Here is a 21221-nt window from a genome sequence, read left to right as displayed (position 1 = left end):
ATTACGGATTTCAATCTTAAAAATCAATCTTTGCAGGTATAGGTTTTGGGATAACTCATTCCTTATTTATACCTTTACTATAAGTAATCAATATATGAAGAACTATTTTTCTTTGTTCGCGAAAAACCAATCTCTTATTTATAAGGTTTTTCTATTCCTTTTTGCCACACTCTTAGTAATTTACTTTCTTCCTAAGGGTGGACAGTTTAAATACAATTTCCAAAAAGGAAAGCCATGGCAATATGAGAACTTATATGCTCCATTTAGTTTTACAATTAAAAAAGCTGAGGATAGTCTAAAAAAAGAAAAAGAAGAAATTAGAGCTAAAGCTATTCCGTATTTTGAATACAATAGCAGGATAGAACCAAATGTAATTGAAGACTTTAAAAAAGAACTCGCGTTAAGATATGTAGATAGTCTGCATAAAACCCCAAAAAATAAAATTGAACAAATAGGGGAAAGGTTTATTTCTCAAATATATAAGAATGGTGTTACCGATGAAATATTTAATTACGAAGATAATCGTCTTATTTATTTGAAAAATGGAAATGAAATTGAAGAACACAACTATTCTCAACTATTTAAGAAAGAAAAATTAAACAATAGCGTAAGACAATTAGTTGAAAAGAATAACACTGAAGACTCTCAAGCTTTACTTTATAATATATTAAACGATGTATTAGAGCCTAATGTAAAATTGAATTCCAAATTAACCGAAGCTGCAATTGAATCTGAAATAAAAGCCCTGAACCCTAATAGAGGAATTATTGAAAAGGGAGGAAGAGTGATTGCTAAAGGAGAGGTTGTTGAAGGAGAAAAATTTCAAATTTTGAATTCTCTAAAAGCTGAATTTGAAAGTCAGATTTGGAGTAAGAATAACTACCTCTGGCTTTTGGTGGGATATACCATATTGGTGTCATTAGTATTTTTAATGCTATTCCTATTCCTGAAAAAATATAGACCTTATATATATAACAACAACACCAAAGTTACATTTATATTTTTCAATATCTTTTTAATGGTTTTCTTAACCACTTTAGTATTGAAAGTGCATTCGGACTATGTTTACATAGTACCAATCTGTATTTTACCATTAATTCTGAAAGCTTTTTTCGATCCACGTGTTGGATTGTTTGTACATGTTTTAACCATATTATTATTAGGCTTTATTGTTCCTAATAGTTTTGAGTATATGTTTTTACAATTCATTGCGGGGATTGTGACAATTCTTACTGTTTCTGAACTTTACAAGCGAGTTAATTTATTTATTTCAGTAGGTCAAATAACCTTGATTTACATAATTGGTTATTTTGCCTTTTTTGTAATTCAAGAAGGAAATGTCCAAGCTCTAGAGTGGCAAAGTTTTCAGTATTTTATACTATGTGGCTTAGCGACACTATTTGCCCATCCATTAATATACTTTTACGAGAAAATATTTGGACTAGTTTCAGATGTATCACTTTTAGAACTCAGTGATACAAATTCAAAACTTTTAAAAGAGCTGTCGAATAAGGCACCAGGAACATTTCACCATTCATTGAATGTCGCAAATCTTGCCGAAGCGTCTGCAAACGAAATTGGAGCTAATAGCATGTTGGTAAGGGTAGGGGCGTTATACCACGATATAGGTAAAATGTTAAATCCTACAATGTTTACTGAAAATCAGGCCAATTCAATAAACTCTCATAACGAGTTAGACCCTCAAGAGAGTGCCAAAATAATTATTGACCATGTAATTAAGGGTATTGAAATAGCACGAAAAAATAATTTACCAGACAGAGTAATTGATTTTATTAGAACCCATCACGGTACTAGTTTGGTCTATTATTTCTATAAAAAGGAAAAAGAGCTACAGGGAGAAGCCAATATAGAAGACTTTACCTATCCAGGTCCTATTCCTTTTTCAAAAGAAACTGCAATTTTAATGATGGCAGATAGTGTAGAAGCTGCTAGTAAGAGTTTAAAAGAGCCTTCTTCAACCATTATTGATGAGTTTGTAGAAAAGATTATTAATAATCAAATGGCGCAAGGACAGTTTCTAAATGCCGATATTACTTTTAAGGAAATTGAAACAATCAAAAAGGTTTTAAAGAAAAAGCTCAACAATATTTATCATTTGCGTGTTGAGTATCCTGAATAAAATTTAATAGAAATTATTGGAAACAAAAAATCCCCTTAATAGGGGATTGAGTGTGATCGCGCCAGGATTCGAACCTGGGACCGTCTGCTTAGAAGGCAGATGCTCTATCCAGCTGAGCTACGCGACCAATAAAAAATAAAAAAGCCGAACAATATTACTTGTCCGGCTTTTTGTCGGGGTGGCAGGATTCGAACCTGCGACCTCCTGCTCCCAAAGCAGGCGCGATAACCGGGCTACGCTACACCCCGAAAAAGTTCTCGCGAACTTTAACATTTCTAACTTTAAAAACTAATATCAGTATAAACAAAGAACTTTAGTTTTTCGAGTCAATGCGGAGAGACAGGGACTCGAACCCTGGCGACGGTTACCCGTCGACAGATTAGCAATCTGCTCCGTTACCACTCCGGCACCTCTCCAATTTTTTTATGAACTTGCATCCTGAAATGCGAGTGCAAATATATGCCTTCTTATTAATTCCCACAAACAAAAATGAGCTTTTTTTTTTAGATAATTTTTAATTGATTTGAAATCAAGCAGATGCCAATGAAAAAAAATTAAAAAATCTTGTCCTACACCTTAGAGCATACAATCATTACTCTTTTACCTTCCAAATTGGTTGTGAAAAATAGGTAAATATTACCTCCATCAGAGAGCTTCCATTTCTTACGAAGTGTTGCAACTGATTCCGGGAAGTTTCTTGTGGTGATATTTGCTTTCTTGAACGCTAAAGCCGATTTAATTTTCTTTTTATTATAAGGAACTACCTTTTCAATTTTAAACCTTCTTCCAGGAAAATCAATTAAATGATCATTGGTATATAAATGGGTGTTGACTTCAATTTTATTTAAATTGAGCTTTTCTGAAATCAAATCAAATGCACCACTTTTTAAAATTGCTGTATTAGGTTCATATAAATATTCCTGTGGCAAACTGTAATCTGCTTTGGCAGTTTCATTCCAATTAAAACTAAATTCTTCAAGCTCGGTTTTTGTGAAATTTATAGTTTTAATTTTTAACACAGAATCTTTTCCTTCTTTTAGAAGCCATAAAAGCTCTTTTACTTCATTTTCAACTGCAACTATATGTATTTCTGAAACGTCTTTTAATTCGTTTAATCCAACTGTAATATCAAGCATCGGGGAGGTCTTTAGAAGAAACACTTCACAGTTGCTTAAAATTTCATCAATATTGTTTGGAATGTTAGGCTGGCAATCTTTTAAAAAGAAAACTTTTCCTTTACTATCGTGACGACGTGAAGGATCGGCATAAATCACCGGGTACTTCTTATTTAATACTGTTTTTAATCCATCTTCGTTGAAGCACTTTATATTTCTACCTAAAACTTGAAAATTATGACGCACTATTTCTGAAAGAGATTCATTTAACTCAAAGTGATGAACCTCAGGAAACTTTTCAGAAAAATAATAACTATCCACACCAAACCCTCCCGTAATGTCCGCGATTAATTCTCCTTTCACTAAAGAAGCTTTATATTCTGAAGTAATTTCAGATGACGTTTGCTCCAAATTCAATTTTGGAGGGTATAATATATCTCGGGTAGAAAACCAAGTAGGTAATTTCTTTTCTATTCTACTTCGACTTTCAATTTGCTGAAGCAACTCTTGAATACTAACAGTTTCAAATGGACTTCCGCTGAAAGCAAGTTTAGAAATCTCCCCTTCAAAATTTCTTATGAAATCTTGAACTTCGGTATTTAAAATTGACTTATTAAACAATTAGTATAGATTTCTTGTTAGGCGTTTTACAACTTTATACTCAGAAAGAAATTCTTTCGCTATAACTTTTATTGCAGTGTAAGTAGGTACTGCAAGTATCATTCCCGGTATACCAAAAATAAACCCAGCCATAATTATAGAAATAAAAATTTCTAAAGGATGCGATCGTACGCTATGACCGAAAATTACAGGTTGTGATATAAAATTGTCAAATATTTGCGCAATGGAATATCCAACCGTAATAATGATTAATTGTGGTAATAATTCTGACGAAAAATCTGCTGCTAAATTATTGGAAACTACCACAAGTAACATCAACCCCCAACCAATTAAAGGACCTAAATACGGAATAATGTTTAAAAAAGCACAAATTAGAGCAACAGCAATAGCGTCGTTTATATCTATGTATAATAAAAGTACAGAGTAGAATAATGCGAGGATTAAAATTTGAAATACAATTCCAATAAAATACCTTGATAATAATTCTTTAATTTTAATCAATATCCTCTTAAATCTTGCTTCATTCTTATTTTTTGCGAAAGACAATACAGATCGTGCAATCAATCCCTCGTCCTTAAGTAGAAAAAATAGAATAAATAATACTGAAAATAATCCTATTACAGTGGAACCAATATTTCCAAAGAGTATATCTACGAAGCTTGGTATAATTTCTACATCCATATTTTTTGCATACGATGTCCTTTTAACAGCTTCCACTAATTGAAAATGATCTACGCCTAAATAATCACTTGCCTGAATATTAAGTTCGTTTAAATCGCGTTTAACTTCATCAAAATTTATTTGTGAAATATGCTTTCCTTGCTCAATTATAATAGGGATAAAAATACTTAGTACAAGGCTGAATGCTCCAATAATCAGTAATAAAGTAGTTATTGAAGCTAATGTATTGGTGAATTTTAGTTTGTCTTTTAAGAAAATTACAACGGGTCGGCCAATTAGTGAAAGCACAATTGCTAACCCGATATATAGGATAAGCGCCTGAATTTTGTGTAAAATCCAAAACAAAATACAGATCCCAACCAATACGGCTAGTGCTCTTAAAATACCTAGTGTAATTGCTCTTGCGGTGACTTTCACACGGTAAATATACTATAAAACAAATTGTGAAAAATTAAATGTTTGTTAAGTATTTAAGATGATAATTGATAGATTGATTGTGGGATTATTATATAGATAGAAGGCTATTATTAGGTACGATATATCAATTTTCAAAAACGTATTTAATAATGTTTGCACCCATTTGCAGTGCTTTCAATCTTATTTCTTGAGGATCATTATGCACTTCAGGATTTTCCCAACCATTCCCTAAATCTGTTTCATAGGTGTAGAGTAGTAAAAGTCTGTCTCTTTCAAATAATCCGAATGCTTGAGGTCTTAAACCATCGTGTTCGTGAATTTTAGGCATTCCATTTGGGAATTTAAAATGGTAATTAAATAATGGATGGTTAGTAGGTAACTCTTTTAATTCTTTGTTAGGAAATAACTTAACAATCTCTTTTCGCAAATAAGTATCCATTCCATAATTATCGTCTATGTGCAAAAAACCACCACTTAACAAGTAATTTCTTAAATTCTCAGCTTCCTCTGCAGAGAAGAAGATATTACCATGGCCTGTAATATGCACGAAAGGATAATCAAAAATATCAATACTAGCTGGAGTTACGGTTTTAGGCTTTTCGTTAATGGTTGTATTGATATTTTCATTGCAAAACTTAATCAAATTAGGTAATGATGTAGGATTTGCATACCAATCGCCACCACCTCCATATTGCAAGACTGCAATTTCTTGAGCTTGAATAGTCGTTGTGCAAATGAAGAGTAAAAATGATAAAACTATTAGTCGCATAGCCGTCAAAAATACAAATAAGTAAACAATACCATCACGTAATTAAATTATGTTGCATTATAATGTAAGTTATAGTTACAAAAATTGACAAAACAATAAAAATAAAAAGAAAGTACTTTATGTATAATTATATTTAATATTCTAATTCCCAGTATTTTAAAACAAGTCTAACTTTTACCTAACAGGTTTACTCCCTCAGTTTTATAAAGCGCTTTTTACTTTATAATTGGCGGTTCTGCGACTATTTATTAAAGTAAAAAATAAGAATTTATTAGACTGTAAATCTGTTAGGTTTTTTTATTCATTTATAAACGCTACACTATGACAAGCTACTATAGCCGCAGTTTCTGTTCGTAGTCTGCTTTCGCCTAATGCAACGGGAATATATCCTGCATTTTTGGCCATTTCTATTTCCTCAGGAGAAAAATCACCTTCGGGACCAATTAAAATAGAAGTATTTTTATTGGGTACTAATACAGATTTTAATGATTTCTTACTTGTGGGATCATCTTCACAATGTGCTATACACTTTAATTCATCTGAAGTGGTTTGAGAATCTATAAAATCCTTAAACGAAATAGCTTCATTCAAAGTAGGTAAATAGGCTTTCAAAGATTGCTTCATTGCACTTTGTAATATTTTCTCATAGCGTTCTGGTTTAATAACTTTACGTTCACTATGATGACAAATAACTGGGGTAATTTCAGTTACTCCAATTTCAGTAGCCTTTTCTAAAAACCATTCGTAACGGTCGTTAAGCTTGGTAGGTGCTACAATTAAATGAAGTTGGTACGGGAGTTGCGCTTGCTTTTCTGTAGAAAGTATGTTAACTGTACAACCTTTGGGATTTGCGTTAATAATTTCAGCATCAAAGAAAACACCTTTTCCATTGGTTATTTTAAAAATATCACCTTCTTTCATGCGTAAAACCTTTACTATATGACGACTTTCCTCTTTATCGAAAGATATTTCTTTATCAGAACTAGAGATGGTTGGATTGTAGAATAATTGCATTTAAAAGATATTTAATTCTGCTTATACTTTTTACTGAAAACTTAAAACAATATCGTTTTGGAGATAATTTTAAAATTTCATTCGTGCTGAAGCTATCACATTGTTTTCAGCAAAATTTTGATTTTTGTATTTTAATTCTCCAACTATAGCAATCATAGCAGCATTATCAGTACAGAATTCAAATTTTGGAATGTGCGTTTTCCAACCGTATTTAGATTCGGCTTCTTTTAAAGCAGTTCTAATCCCGCTATTTGCAGAAACACCCCCACCAATTGCAATTTCCTTAATCCCCGTCTTCTTAACAGCGTTCTTAAGTTTATCCATTAAATAATCAACTATAGTAAATTGTAAACTAGCACAGATATCTTCTATGTTTTCAGAAATAAAATCAGGGTTTTTAGCAACTTCCTTTTCTACAAAATAAAGTACCGATGTTTTTAGTCCACTAAAGCTAAAGTCCATTAAACCAACTTTTGGCTTTGGAAACTTAAAGGCTTTAGGGTTTCCAGCCTGTGCATACTTGTCTACTAAAGGACCACCAGGATAGGGTAGTCCAAGTATTTTGGCACTTTTATCGAAAGCTTCACCAACAGCGTCATCTATAGTTTGGCCAATAACTTCCATTTCAAAATAATTGGTAACTTTTACTATTTGGGTATGTCCACCACTAATAGTCATTGCTAAAAAAGGGAAATTTGGTGCTGATTGTCCTTCAGCTTTAATAAAATGAGCCAATATATGTGCTTGCATATGGTTGACATCTATCAAAGGAACACCTAATCCTAATGCCAAAGATTTTGAAAATGAGGTACCTACAAGTAATGACCCCATAAGTCCTGGTCCACGTGTAAAAGCAATGGCAGATAACTGATTTTTGTCGATATTTGCTTTGCGTAAAGCTTCGTGAACTACGGGAACAATATTTTGCTGATGTGCACGCGAAGCAAGTTCAGGAACAACACCACCGTATTGTTCGTGAATAGCTTGTGTAGCAACAACATTACTGAGTATTTTTCCGTTGTTGATTACCGCAGCAGCAGTATCATCACAAGAGGATTCGATTCCTAAGATGTAACATTCTTTTTCTGTCAAAGCAAAAGGGTATATTTATTGGTTGTAAAATTAAAACTTTAAAAGCGTATCAAAAAACTTAGGAAAATAATAGTTCGTGCCTTTGTAATCATTGCATTACTAATTGTGCTTGTTATTATTATTTTTTCAATTCCTTCGGTTCAAACTTATGCTGCTAAAAAAGTTACTACTTCACTAAACGAAACTTACGGTACAGATATTACTATTAATCGACTCGGACTTAACTGGAAAGGAGAAGTTGATATTAGAGATGTATATATAGCTGATCATCATAAAGATACATTAATTTACAGCAAGGAGCTTCAAACCAATGTTATTAGTTTCAGTAACTTAATTAAGGGAAGACTTGGTTTTGGTGATATTGTATTAGACCGTGCAAAGCTATATGTTAAAACATACAAAGGAGAGGATAATGATAACCTATCTATTTTTTCAAAAAAATTTAATACAGGAAAAGAACCGAAATCACCTTTTGAGCTATTTAGTAATGATGTAAGGTTGAAAAACAGTAGAATAAAAATCACCGACGAAAACCTCGAAAACCCTGAAGTATTTGTTCTTAATGGCGTAAATCTTCTCGCTAATAATTTTAATATCCACGATGTTGATGTTACAGCAAACATCAAAGAGCTTTCACTAGTTGCTGAAAGGGGGATTACAATTTTGGATATGCAAGCAGATTTTTCATATACTGAAACTAATATCACCTTAAAAAACCTCACGTTAGAAACTTCAGAATCACTTTTAATTGGTGATGTCGATTTGGATTACTCTAAAAACGGAATGGCAGACTTTGTAAATGATGTTGTAATTACTGCCAATCTTAAAGATTCAAAATTATCTACCAATGACCTAAATGGTTTCTATAATGAATTTGGCCCTGATCAGTTGATTCTGCTTGACGTGGATTTAACCGGAACCTTAAACGATTTCAGTGCGGATAACCTTAAATTTCAAACAAGCGACACTGATATACGCGGAGATTATAAGTTTAAAAATATTTTAGATCCGGAAGGGAATTACGTGATAATAGCTGATAATCATAATATTTCAACAAACTATTATGATTTAAGACGGTTTATGCCAAATGTATTAGGAAATGTAATTCCTGTTGAGTTAAAGCCTGCAGGTAATTTTATTTTAGTTGGAAATACTTCAATAGTTGGGGATGAACTCAATACTATTAGTAATCTACAAAGTGCTATTGGTAGTGCTAAGCTTAATTTAAAAATTGGAAATATCACTTATATAGAAAATGCTTATTACAAAGGAAATGTTGTTTTTAAAGGGTTTAACCTAGGTAAGATTGCAAAAACTTCTTCCTTAGGAAAAATGACAGGAAACCTAAATTTTGATGGGCGAGGGTTTAATGAAAAAACTGTAAACACCGAGATATCAGGTAAAATATCATCATTTTCTTTTGAAAATTATAACTATCAGAATATTGATGTTTCTGGAAATTTTAAAAATCCACTATTTAATGGCGAATTAACCATAGACGACCCAAACCTTAAATTAGACTTTAAAGGATTGATAGACGCATCAAAAGAAACAAACCATCTTGACTTTGAGGCTAATATAGAATATGCAGAATTAAATAAACTTAACTTAATTAAGCGAGATAGTATTTCTGTATTTACTGGTAATGTAGTTGTAGATATGGATGGTAGAACGATAGATGATGTTGTGGGTACTATTAATTTCAGTCAAACATTTTACCAAAATGAACGTGACTATTTTTATTTCGATGATTTTACTATTGCATCAACCTTTAATAGTCCTGTTAGAACTATTGAAATTAATTCACCAGATATATTAAACGGAGAAATATCAGGGGAATTTTTAATAGCAGATATTCCTAATCTTTTTCAAAATGGTATCGCAAGTATATACGCTAATTACATACCGCAAGAGGTTACTACCAATCAGTACATTGACTATGAATTTGTAGTCCACAATAAGATTGTAGACATTTTTGTTCCTCAGTTAAAATTGGGTGATAATACCCGCATGAAAGGTTCAGTTTACTCAGACGAATCAAAATTTAAACTCGATTTTCGTTCTCCCGAACTTATATTATTCAATAATTACATAAGTAAACTAAACATTCAAATAGATAACGATAACCCTCTATATAACACGTATATAGAATCTGATTCTATTTATACAGGTTTTTATAATATTAAGCCATTCAATGTAATTAATAAAACAATGAACGACACTATGTATGTTCGTTCAGAATTTAAAGGAGGACCAAAGAAAGAAGACCATTTTAACCTGTCATTATATCACACAATTAATCCTGCAGGAAAATCGGTTATAGGAGTTAAAAAATCTGACATTACCTATAAAAACAACGTTTGGTATATCAACGAAAACAACAATAGATTAAACAAAGTTGTATTTGATGATAACTTTAATGAAATGCGAATTGACTCCTTAGTATTAAACCATAATAATGAGGTGATCCAATTAGCGGGTGTACTACGAGATTCGACCTATAAAGACATTAAAGTTCGTTTCAATGATGTAAATATAGGTAATATCACACCAGAAATTGACAGTTTACGACTTCAAGGAAATATGAATGGACGTTTTGATTTCCTTCAAAAAGATGGTGCTTATTACCCTAATAGTTCAGTAACTATAGATAATGTAATCGTAAATGAAATTCCTTTTGGAGATTTAAATCTGAATATTGACGGAAATAAAGATTTAACCAAATACAACATAAACACTTCGCTAACAAATGATAACATAAAATCTATTAGCGCTATAGGTGAAATTGACGTTGCAACTAAGTATCCACAAATTCGAATGGATGTGGATTTAAATCAGTTTAATATGCAGGCGTTTAGCCCATTTGGAGGGGATGTACTAACCGATATTAGAGGTTTTATTACAGGTAGTGCAAAAGTTTCAGGAAACTACAAATCTCCAGATATTAATGGTCGCTTTATTTTAGAAAAAAGTGGCTTAAAAGTTCCTGAACTAAATACTGATTTCAACATAGAAGACGATGCTGAAATATTAGTCACAAAAGGAAAATTAGAAATGTCCCGTTCTAAATTTAAAGACACAAAATATGGAACAGAAGGTATAATGTATGGTAATGCAAAACACAATAATTTTGGAGATTGGGAATTAGATTTACATTTTGAAGCACCAGATAGGTTGTTAGTATTAGATACACCACCAGATGAAGACGCTCTTTACTATGGTACTGCATTTATACGAGGTAGAGCAGATATTACAGGACCTATAGACGAATTGGTTATTGATGTTGCAGCTACTACTGAAAAAGGAACCACTTTTAAAATACCTATTAGTGAAACAGAATCTATAAGTGACGACTCCTTTGTGTATTTCCTATCACCTAAAGAAAAACAAGCCAGAATTGAAGGTGAAACAGTCGTTACCGAATCTATTAAAGGGCTTTCTTTAAATTTCGATCTCGATATTAACAACAATGCAGAAGTTGAAGTTGTTGTTGATAAAGTGAACAATTCTACTTTAAAAGGTCGAGGTGCAGGAATTCTACTTATTGAAATAAATACAAATGGGAAATTCCAGATGTATGGAGATTTCCAAGTATATAAAGGAGAATATGATTTTAGGTACGGTGGAATTATACAAAGAAACATTAGTGTTGTTCCCGGTGGTAATATTACTTGGAATGGAGCTCCCGAAAAAGCAAACTTGAATTTGAGCGCTGTATATAAAACAGAAGCAAATCCATCTGTATTGCTTGATAACCCAGCTATAAACACTAAAATTCCTGTAGAAGTTTATGTTGATTTATTAGGTCAACTAGCACATCCTGAACTTAAGTTTAACATCGATTTCCCAAGAGTAAGTTCTACGCTTAAAAGTGAGTTGCAATACAAACTTCAAAATGAGGAGCAGAAACAACAACAGGCATTATTTTTACTCGCTTCGGGATCATTTGTAAGTGATAATTATGCAGGCACTAATGCTTTTGCCGGGACAGTTGCAGATAGAGTTTCTGGATTAGTAAATGACCTATTTGCAGATGAGGACGGCAAATTTCGTGTAGGTTTAGATTATTCTGTGGGAACAAGAACTCCAGATCAAGAAACAGCCGACCGTATTGGCCTTACACTTTCTACAGAAATTAGCGAACGCGTTTTAATTAACGGAAAAGTAGGAGTACCAGTAGGGGGAGCTAATGAAAGTGCTGTGGCAGGAGATATTGAAGTTCAATGGTTGATAAATGAAGATGGAAGTTTGAGAATGAAATTCTTTAACCGTCAAGCAGATCTTCAATTTATTGGTGAAGATCAAATATTCGAGCAGGGTACAGGTATCTCTTATTCAGTAGATTTCAATACCTTTAGAGAACTTTATCAGAAGCTATTCAATAAGAAAATGCAATTAGAGTCTGAGGTTAAAAAAGAAGATGACGAAGAGGAAAATAATAACTCTGAAACTATAAAACCTCAAGCTACAAAGGTTGAGCAGGAAGATTAGAGTAACCAATTATTAAAATTAGCTACTCTAATATTATTAAATTGATTTAACTTCTATCACTGCTTATTTGCAAGCAATCACAGAAATTTCAACATTTACGAATTTAGGTAAGTTCGCTACCTCTACTGTTTCGCGAGCTGGTGCTGTTTCCTCATTGAAATAAGTACCATAAACCTCGTTTATAGCTGCAAAGTTGTGCATATCACTTATAAAAATTGAAGACTTAATAACATTTTCAAAAGTCATTCCTGCTTCAGTTAGAATAGCTTTCAAATTTTCCATTACTAGTTTAGTTTCAGACTTTATATCATCTGTCTCTAACTCTCCTGTTTTAGGGTTAATTGCTATCTGTCCCGAAGTATAAAGCATACTTCCACTAAGAACGGCTTGATTATATGGGCCGATAGGGGCAGGTGCATTTGAAGTGTTTATTATTTTTTTCATAACTAAAATTTAAGGCGACTTAAGCTTTATATCACAAAAAGCCGCTGGTATATAATTAATTTATAATTGTATCAGCTTTAAAACCCAAATATGAGGCTATAATCGCTTATCGCTTTCTCTACGCTTGTCGTATTTAATATCGCTAAGCATTGACGATTTAATTCCTATAAAGAAATACCAAGCAGTGTTGATACTTCCAATTGGTGTCCAATTAAAACTCATTTGCCAACTTTCCAAATCACGTTGGAATCGGAACTGGGTTAAGGTTACACCTTTATTTTTAAAATCGTAACCAGAAGAGACTCCAACTGTCCAACGCGGGGCGAGTTCTAAATTGGTACTCATCATAAACGACTGGCTCGAAATTTCATTTTGTCTACGTGCATTTCCGTAAGTAATTGTATAAGCAAAACGCATATCCCAAGGTATCTTATAGTTATACCAATCTACATTTGTTTTATCGGTGTCATCATCATCATTGTCGTATATTCTTCCATCATAGATATTTGCCGCATCCCCAAAAAGATCATCAGGACGCCCACCATTCCTAAAGGTTTCATTTTCGATTTTGTCTGTATCTCTAGTTTTCGACTGAAAATCTCTACTAGAAAACGAATAATTAATACTGATATTAGCATTGGTAAGCCTAAATAAGCTTCCGCCATTGTCAATATTAAAGACATCTATTTTATTGTTATTATTGTCTAAAGCATATGGATCTAAGGTTCCGCTGAAGTTTAAATCTAACTTTGGAATAATTGGAATGTTTCCGGAAAACTGCACTGGACTCCATTGAAGTGAATCTCCTGCTAAGTTGTAAGCTGTTGAAAAATTCAGGTTATTTAGTAATATCACTTTTTTAGGCTCAATAGAAGTAGTGTCGCGGTTACGTACTTTAGCTTCAAAAGTATTGCTTAAAGACATTCCTATACTGCTAGAATACACTTTGCTAGGAGGACCGTATAACGTGTTTTCAAATCGTGAATACTGATGAATTTGTCCTGCAGCTTCTTCTGCTGTTTCAGGTATAATAAACTCATCGTAATACCTGTCGAAAGCAGGATTTATATTGTAACTTAAAGATGGACGAACAACGTGTCGAACAGCTTGAATTTTCTTGTTGTTTCCAAAATTGAAAAGTCCGTATAAGGTAGTACCTAAACTTGTCGAGAAGTTGTAAGTTCTATAGCTTTCAAAGCCAGAAACAGTGTCTTTTACAATTCCTCCACGACCATCAAACGCATTTTGATCATAGCGTTGTCGAGTACTCTTCATAACCCAAGTTTCACGGAAATTTGTACCAGCAGATGCACTTAAATATTTAAAAATTTTAAAGTTAGTAGTAATAGGGATGCTGTGTTGCGCTCCAATCTGTGCACTATTAAACATTTCAGGTTTAAAGAAAAGTGAATCTACGGTTTGAATTCTATTTTCGGCAGTCAGGTCGTATTGAAAATTTATATTCTGAATAATTCCTTTTTTAGTTCCGTTTTTAGGAGCAAAAGGATAAATTCTAGAAACACTTGCGTTCAAATTAGGCAACGACATTGAAATCTGATTGGTATTGGTGTTTTGAGAGTGTGTAGCTGCCAATGTCACGTTTACTTGTGGATCTCCCTCAAATGTTTTTGCATACGAAATAGAAGAGCTTAATGTGTTTACTAACGCACTCGCATTGTTAGTCTGGTTGATAGACTGAGTAAAATATTTACTACTTCCTAAGTTTACGGAAGCTGAAAATCTCGAACTAGGATTGCTTTTAGGATCCTGAGTATGTGTCCATCGAATGTTGTATATACTGCTTTGTTGAAAATTTGGAAAGCCGCGTTCTTCTTGAACCAGATTTTCGTAACGCGCACTTAAATTACCTCGGTACTTATATTTAACAACATACGAAGACTCTCCACGCAAGGCATAACTTCCGTTAGTATAATAATCACCAGTAATTGTGAAATCTAAATAATCGTTGATTGCAAAATAATACCCTCCATTTTGTAAGAAGAATCCACGACTGTTGTTTTCTCCAAAAGCAGGAAGTATAAATCCTGAAGTACGATCTTCAGATAACGGAAAATAGGCAAATGGAAGACCAACAGGAGTAGGTACATCGGCAATGTACATATTGGTTAATCCTGTTACAATCTTTTTCTTAGGCACAAACTTAGCCTTTCGAGTATAAAAGTAATATTCGGGATCCTCGATGTTTTTTGATGTAGTAAACTTTACATTTCGAAGGTAAACTACTGAATCGTTTACTTTCTTAGTCACTTCTGCGATTACTCTAAATCCACTTTGTTCTGTGCGGCTATTATAAACTAGAGCTTTTTCAGAATTAAAATTATATCTAATGCTATCAGGTTCTACTTTATTCGCGCCTTGAACAAATACAGGTCGCTGACTGTAAACGCCAGCGCTATCAATTCCTTTGGCATAAACTTCATTTTTATTGTAATCTAGGATAATTAAACCAGCATCTATACGCATATCTTCATATTTGATATAAGCGTTGTTATACATATAGATTTTATTCTCTTTTCTATTTAGAAATACATAATCTTCCCCGAAATAATCAACTATATCTGTCAAGGTCTCTTTGGGCGGTTTTATAGTATCAGTTTTAACGGTATCCTGAGCTTGTTCATTTATCTCTTCAACTATAGGTTTTAAGTTTACTGAGAGCGTATCTTGAATATTAGAATTAGGAAGTTTAGCACTTTTATTAGACGGTATGTCTTGTGCATGCAAAATAGAACTGCTAAAAAGCAGAAATGTTAAGAAAATTGTTAAGTATTGACTATTGGTCTGCAATGCGCTGATGCTATTATTTTGTAATTTTGGCTCAGAATTTGAAACGGTCAAAAATAAACATATTTTTTGGGGTAGGTTTTTTTAAATGAAAATTTTAGGAAAAAGAACTTACAACCAAAAATTAATAGGGTTTAATATAATGATTCATAATATTATCGTTATAATGTAAACGATAAATTTTAATGTGAAAAATTTGAAAATCTATCGTAAAACAAACCGTTTTAGACGTAATTAACAATAACAATCTTTATAAAAATATGATAACGAAACTAATTTCTTCTTTCGTATTAATAATAAGCATTTCATTTTTCAATTTTACAGCTTCTGCTGCAGAAAACCCTATCAAACCTTTTGTAGTAGTATTGGATGCTGGTCACGGAGGTCACGACCACGGTAACAAAGGAAAACCGGGTAGTGGGTATAAAGAATCTGATATTTCCCTGAATATAGTTTTAAAGGTAGGTTCTGAATTGGAAAAACTCCCTAATGTACGAGTAATTTACACTCGTAAAACAGATGTTTTTGTTGAATTACGTGAACGTGCTGCAATTGCTAATCGAGCGGATGCCGATCTTTTTGTTTCGGTACATTGTAATGCACACCATTCTGATGCATACGGAGCAGAAACTTTCGTTTTAGGCTTACATAAGAGTCAAGCAAACTTTGAGGTTGCTAAAAAAGAAAATGAAGTAATTTATCTTGAGGAAAACTATGAAGAGAAGTATGGTGGGTTCGACCCTAATGCACCTGAATCACTTATAGGAATGGTTTTAATGCAAGAGGAGTATCTTGATCAAAGTATTCTATTAGCCAGTTTGGTGCAAAATAATATCATTAACAATCTAAAGCGCAAAGATAGAAGTGTAAAGCAGGCTGGGTTCTGGGTGCTACACAATACTTATATGCCTAGTGTGCTTATTGAAACTGGATTTTTAACTAATAAGGTTGAAGGAGCATATTTAAATTCAACTAAGGGTCAAACTGAAATGGCCAGAGAAATTGGTAATGCCATTAAAAGTTATATCAACAGTCTTTCGATTTCCGATGATAAAATAAAACATCCCGAGGTAAAGGAGTTAGAAGTAGAAAAAGCCATAGAAACTACTAAAGAAGACATTTTTGAAGGAATAACCTTTAAAGTACAATTGGCGGCTACTAGCAAAAAATTAGATCCAAGACCTAATAATTTCAAAGGTTTAAAAGATGTTGAACGCGATAAAGAAGGTGGATTATTTAAATTTTATTACGGAAATACTTCAGACTACAACAAGATTCAAGTAATGAAAACCTTTGCTCAACAAAAAGGATTTCCCTCTGCATATATCGTAGCTTTTAAAAAGGGCAAAAAGCTTAATGTTTCAGAAGTGTTAAAATCCAAAGCAAATTAGTGTGCTTTCTTTATATTTATCGCTTAAATTTGTTGCTAACAAAAAACATCACACTTGAAACTATCCAAAGAAGTAAAAACCGGAATTCTTGCCATAGGCGCCATATTGCTATTGATATTTGGATATAGCTTTTTAAAAGGCACCAACTTACTTGAAAAACATCGTGAATTCTATGTGAAATACGACAATGTTGAAGGTCTTGCACAATCCGCTCCTGTCACCATTAATGGTCTTACAGTAGGTAAAGTTCAAAATATTACTTTCGCTAACTCCAAAGGTGGCTTAGTAGTGAAATTTACAGTTGAAAAAGACTTCGACTTTTCAAAAAATAGTATTGTTAGAATTTACAGCTCTGGATTAATAGGAGGTAAAAACCTAGGTATTTTTCCAAAGTATGATGAGTATGTAGCAAAAAGTGGTGACACATTAAAAGGTGACGTGGAAGATGGAATGCTTACCGCTGTTACCAAAGCCTTAGGCCCTTTAGAAAGAAAAGTTAACAATACACTAGCCACTGTAGATACACTATTGTTAAATGTAAATGCAATTGTTGATGAGAACACACGTAATAATCTACAAGAAGCAATTGTAAATCTTAATACGACCCTAAACTCTTTTGCAGGTGTTTCAGAAAAATTAAATAGAGTCCTTGGAAACAATACAGGGAAATTAGATAATACTTTCACCAATCTTGATAGAACTGCAAATAACCTTTCGCAACTAACAGACTCACTATCTCAATTAGAAACAGGTAAGTTAGTGAGAGATTTGCAAGATATGGTTGATAGAATGGATAAAATTGTTGCTGGAATTGACAATGGAGAAGGATCTGTAGGAAAATTATTAAATGACGATAAGTTATACGAGAATTTAGAAGGTGCTTCAAGACAGCTTGAGCAACTTCTTCAAGATGTAAAATTAAATCCTAAACGATACGTTCACATTTCTATTTTCGGAAGAAAAAATAAAGAATACGAGCAACCAGACAACCCAGACAAATAATCATGCAATACATTCCAAACATTCTCTTTATCATTGCCTTAGTGGCGGGTATAGGTTATTTTACCCTTAACATTCGAAAAGTAATTCGCAATATTAAGTTAGGTCAGAAAGTAGACGCTTCTGATCATACAAGTGAAAGATGGGCAAATGTATTTCGCATTGCACTTGGACAGTCTAAAATGACAGTTAGACCAATTTCTGGTTTCCTTCATATTATAGTTTATATTGGATTCATAATTATCAATATTGAAGTTCTTGAAATTATTATCGATGGAATTTTTGGTACACATCGAATCTTCTCTTCTTTAGGAAGTTTTTACGGATTTTTAATCGGCTCTTTTGAAATATTAGCGCTTTTAGTTTTAGTTTCTGTTATAGTATTCTGGATACGAAGAAACATTATTAAAATCCGCAGATTTTGGAAATCTGAAATGAAAGGATGGCCTAAGAGTGATGGAAATATTATTCTTTACTTTGAAATGGTATTGATGATTTTATTTCTTGTAATGAATGCAACAGATGTTCCGTTTCAAGAAATGAATAACGGAAATGTGGTTTCTAAATACGTAGCTTCTATGTTTAGTGGCACTCCAGAAGGAACGCTTCATATTATAGAGCGCGCCGCTTGGTGGTTACACATTTTAGGAATTTTAGCTTTCTTAAATTACTTATACTTTTCTAAGCACCTTCATATTATGCTTGCTTTTCCTAATGTTTATTTCGGAAAAGTAGTCCCTAAAGGTAAATTTAAAAACCTTGAATCTGTTACCAATGAAGTGAAAATGATGATGGATCCTAATATCGATCCATTTGCAGCACCAGCTGAAGGCGCTACAGAAGCACCTTCAAAATTTGGAGCTAGTGATGTAATGGATTTAAGTAGAATTCAACTCCTTAACGCATATACGTGTACCGAATGCGGTAGATGTACAGATGAATGTCCAGCAAATAATACCGGTAAAAAATTATCACCTCGTAAAATTATGATGGATACCCGTGACCGATTGGAGGAAGTAGGTAAAAATATAGATAAGAATGGTGAGTTTAAAGACGACGGTAAACAATTATTAGACGATTATATAACTCGTGAAGAATTATGGGCTTGTACAACTTGTAACGCTTGTGTTGAAGCTTGCCCAGTAAGTATCGACCCATTAAGTATCATAATGGAAATGCGTCAATACCTAGTAATGGAGCAGTCGTCTGCACCTGCTGAATTGAATGTGGCAATGACAAACATCGAAAACAATGGAGCGCCTTGGCCTTACAACCAAATGGACAGACTTAATTGGAAAGATGAGAAGTAAATAAAAGTTAGGATGAAGAAAGGAGAAGTAGATAAAATGTTGAGTGAGAAGATTGAAAAAGGTGAACACGTGAGCCCAATTCTTCCAGAAGGTGTAAAAAACTACCTAATTGACATTGATGGAACCATTACAGACGATATCCCAAACGAGGAACCTGAACGAATGGCGACCTGTAAACCTTTTCCCGACGCTTTAAAAACCTTAAACAAATGGTATGATGAAGGTCATATTATTTGCTTTTTCACATCCCGTACAGAAGCACATCGTGAAATAACTGAAACCTGGCTAAAAAAACACGGTTTTAAATATCACAGTATGTTAATGGGGAAACCACGTGGTGGCAATTACCATTGGGTGGATAACCATCTAGTTAAAGCCACCCGTTACAAAGGAAAATTTACCGACTTAGTTGAAAAAGAAGTAACGATTGAAGTTTTTGAAGACTAAAAAATAGTTAGAGAAATAATTAAATGCAGTTGTAAACGCCAATTGTCATTTAATAATTAACAGATAAGACCAATATAATGAGTGAACAAATAAAAGTGCCTACAATGGCGGAATATGCGGCTCAAGGGAAACAACCAGAAGTTCTTTTTTTTGTAGGTTGTGCTGGAAGCTTTGATGACCGTGCAAAGAAAATTACTAAAGCCTTTGTAAAACTTCTTAACAAAGCTAATATAGATTTTGCTGTTTTAGGAACTGAAGAAGGCTGTAATGGCGACCCTGCAAAAAGAGCAGGAAACGAATTTTTGTTCCAAATGCAGGCTATGACCAATATTGAAGTTTTAAATGGTTATGGTGTAAAGAAAATCGTTACTACTTGTCCGCATTGTTTTAATACCTTAAAAAATGAATATCCAGAATTAGGTGGTAATTACGAGGTAATGCACCATACTCAATTCTTAAAATCATTACTAAAAGAAGGAAGATTAAAAGTAGAAGGCGGGAAGTTTAAAGGTAAAAAAATCACTTTCCATGATCCTTGTTATTTAGGACGTGCTAATAATGAGTACGAAGCGCCTAGAGAACTTCTCGAAAAATTAGAGATGGAATTGGTGGAAATGAAACGAAATAAAAAACGAGGCATGTGTTGTGGTGCTGGTGGAGCTCAAATGTTTAAAGAACCTGAAGCTGGCGACAAAGATGTAAACGTTTTGCGAACAGAACAGGCTTTAGAAACTTCTTCTGAAATAATTGCTACTGGATGTCCGTTCTGTATGGTAATGATGACCGATGGTGTAAAAGCCAAGAATGCTGAAGACAGCGTACAAGTAATGGACGTTGCAGAAATGATTGCAAGTGCGGAAGACCTATAAGTTTTCCGAATAAACAATCACCATTAATAATAGTTGAATTCCAACACTATCTTCTCCATGAATACTTGGTGAATGATTTGTTTGTAATTCTAATTAATCACTTTAATTTTCCAATAATGTTAACAGATTTTACAAATCTGCCAGATGATTCCAGAGTTTGGATTTATCAGGCGAATAGAAAATTGAGCGACGACGAAGTTGCCAAAATAACAGAGCTTACAAACGATTTCCTTACAAAATGGACTGCTCACGGTGCCGAACTTGAAGCAGGACTTCAAATTAAATACAACCGATTTATTGTGTTAGGGCTTAACCAAGCAAATGCTTCAGCATCTGGTTGTAGTATTGATGCTTCTGTTCATTTTATACAATCCTTAGAGGAAAAGTTTGATGTAGATCTTCTTGATAAAATGAACGTTACTTTCTATACTGGCGAATATATTGCTCATAAACCGCTTACAGATTTTAGAAAGATGGCTAAAGATAAATCTGTTTCAAAAAACACTGTAGTTTTCAATAATCTTGTAAATACTAAAGCAGAATACCTTGAGAATTGGGAAGTCCCCGCATCTGAAAGTTGGCATGCACGATTTTTATCTTAAACCTTTTTTGTAGC

The 21221-nt window shown here is 33.3% G+C and carries 15 protein-coding genes and 3 tRNA genes; 8 read left to right on the top strand and 10 right to left on the bottom strand.

Annotated features, from left to right (window positions below; genetic code table 11):
* The first annotated feature begins 94 nt into the window (after nucleotides 1–94).
* The gene (locus FHP04_RS03980) at nucleotides 95–2140 is read left to right on the top strand and encodes an HD family phosphohydrolase (protein WP_139854692.1); all 2046 of its coding nucleotides are present in this window, start codon (nucleotides 95–97) and stop codon (nucleotides 2138–2140) included.
* Between the two features lie 53 nt (nucleotides 2141–2193).
* On the opposite strand, the gene FHP04_RS03975 is transcribed toward FHP04_RS03980, so the two are convergent.
* From FHP04_RS03975 to tsaD, 8 genes are all read right to left on the bottom strand, one after another.
* A tRNA-Arg gene (locus FHP04_RS03975) sits at nucleotides 2194–2267 on the bottom strand.
* 46 nt (nucleotides 2268–2313) lie between these two features.
* Nucleotides 2314–2388: transfer RNA gene (locus FHP04_RS03970), tRNA-Pro, on the bottom strand.
* An 84-nt stretch (nucleotides 2389–2472) separates the two neighbouring features.
* A tRNA-Ser gene (locus FHP04_RS03965) sits at nucleotides 2473–2556 on the bottom strand.
* A 153-nt stretch (nucleotides 2557–2709) separates the two neighbouring features.
* Nucleotides 2710–3876: a THUMP-like domain-containing protein gene (locus FHP04_RS03960; RefSeq protein ID WP_139854691.1), complete on the bottom strand. Its 1167-nt coding sequence runs from the start codon at nucleotides 3874–3876 to the stop codon at nucleotides 2710–2712.
* Nucleotides 3877–4974 (bottom strand): AI-2E family transporter, encoded by a 1098-nt coding sequence (locus tag FHP04_RS03955; protein WP_246051389.1) that lies wholly within the window; start codon nucleotides 4972–4974, stop codon nucleotides 3877–3879.
* A 124-nt stretch (nucleotides 4975–5098) separates the two neighbouring features.
* Complete coding sequence (locus FHP04_RS03950; protein ID WP_139854690.1) at nucleotides 5099–5743, bottom strand: DUF4159 domain-containing protein; 645 nt, start codon at nucleotides 5741–5743, stop codon at nucleotides 5099–5101.
* Between the two features lie 297 nt (nucleotides 5744–6040).
* Nucleotides 6041–6757, bottom strand: a complete 717-nt coding sequence (locus FHP04_RS03945; RefSeq protein ID WP_139854689.1) for a 16S rRNA (uracil(1498)-N(3))-methyltransferase — start codon at nucleotides 6755–6757, stop codon at nucleotides 6041–6043.
* A gap of 69 nt (nucleotides 6758–6826) precedes the next feature.
* Nucleotides 6827–7849, bottom strand: coding sequence for a tRNA (adenosine(37)-N6)-threonylcarbamoyltransferase complex transferase subunit TsaD (gene tsaD, locus FHP04_RS03940; RefSeq protein WP_139854688.1), 1023 nt, complete (start codon nucleotides 7847–7849; stop codon nucleotides 6827–6829).
* Nucleotides 7850–7954: 105 nt separating this feature from the next.
* Between tsaD and FHP04_RS03935 the strand changes: the two genes are divergently transcribed.
* On the top strand, nucleotides 7955–12340 hold the full coding sequence (locus FHP04_RS03935) for a translocation/assembly module TamB domain-containing protein (RefSeq protein WP_246051388.1): 4386 nt from the start codon (nucleotides 7955–7957) through the stop codon (nucleotides 12338–12340).
* Nucleotides 12341–12403: 63 nt separating this feature from the next.
* Here FHP04_RS03935 and FHP04_RS03930 read toward each other — a convergent pair whose 3' ends face one another.
* Together FHP04_RS03930 and FHP04_RS03925 are read right to left on the bottom strand one after the other, a co-directional pair.
* Complete coding sequence (locus FHP04_RS03930; RefSeq protein WP_139854686.1) at nucleotides 12404–12784, bottom strand: RidA family protein; 381 nt, start codon at nucleotides 12782–12784, stop codon at nucleotides 12404–12406.
* 96 nt (nucleotides 12785–12880) lie between these two features.
* The gene (locus FHP04_RS03925; RefSeq protein WP_139854685.1) at nucleotides 12881–15643 is read right to left on the bottom strand and encodes a putative LPS assembly protein LptD; all 2763 of its coding nucleotides are present in this window, start codon (nucleotides 15641–15643) and stop codon (nucleotides 12881–12883) included.
* Nucleotides 15644–15849: 206 nt separating this feature from the next.
* Between FHP04_RS03925 and FHP04_RS03920 the strand changes: the two genes are divergently transcribed.
* From FHP04_RS03920 to FHP04_RS03895, 6 genes are all read left to right on the top strand, one after another.
* A complete protein-coding gene (locus FHP04_RS03920; RefSeq protein ID WP_139854684.1) occupies nucleotides 15850–16980 on the top strand; it encodes an N-acetylmuramoyl-L-alanine amidase family protein in 1131 nt (376 codons plus the stop codon).
* Nucleotides 16981–17034: 54 nt separating this feature from the next.
* Nucleotides 17035–17982 (top strand): MlaD family protein, encoded by a 948-nt coding sequence (locus FHP04_RS03915; RefSeq protein ID WP_139854683.1) that lies wholly within the window; start codon nucleotides 17035–17037, stop codon nucleotides 17980–17982.
* A gap of 2 nt (nucleotides 17983–17984) precedes the next feature.
* Nucleotides 17985–19289: a (Fe-S)-binding protein gene (locus tag FHP04_RS03910; RefSeq protein ID WP_139854682.1), complete on the top strand. Its 1305-nt coding sequence runs from the start codon at nucleotides 17985–17987 to the stop codon at nucleotides 19287–19289.
* Between the two features lie 12 nt (nucleotides 19290–19301).
* Nucleotides 19302–19736 carry an LNS2 domain-containing protein gene (locus FHP04_RS03905; RefSeq protein ID WP_139854681.1) on the top strand — a complete coding sequence of 145 codons (435 nt, stop codon included), beginning with the start codon at nucleotides 19302–19304 and terminating at the stop codon, nucleotides 19734–19736.
* Between the two features lie 77 nt (nucleotides 19737–19813).
* Complete coding sequence (locus FHP04_RS03900) at nucleotides 19814–20605, top strand: (Fe-S)-binding protein (RefSeq protein WP_139854680.1); 792 nt, start codon at nucleotides 19814–19816, stop codon at nucleotides 20603–20605.
* A gap of 116 nt (nucleotides 20606–20721) precedes the next feature.
* Nucleotides 20722–21207: an ABC transporter ATPase gene (locus tag FHP04_RS03895; protein WP_139854679.1), complete on the top strand. Its 486-nt coding sequence runs from the start codon at nucleotides 20722–20724 to the stop codon at nucleotides 21205–21207.
* The last annotated feature ends 14 nt before the right edge of the window (nucleotides 21208–21221 follow it).

The sequence above is a fragment of the Aequorivita sinensis genome (genome assembly GCF_006346335.1).
GTDB classification, from domain to species: Bacteria; Bacteroidota; Bacteroidia; order Flavobacteriales; family Flavobacteriaceae; genus Aequorivita; species Aequorivita sinensis.
This window is presented reverse-complemented; position numbering and strand designations above follow the sequence as displayed.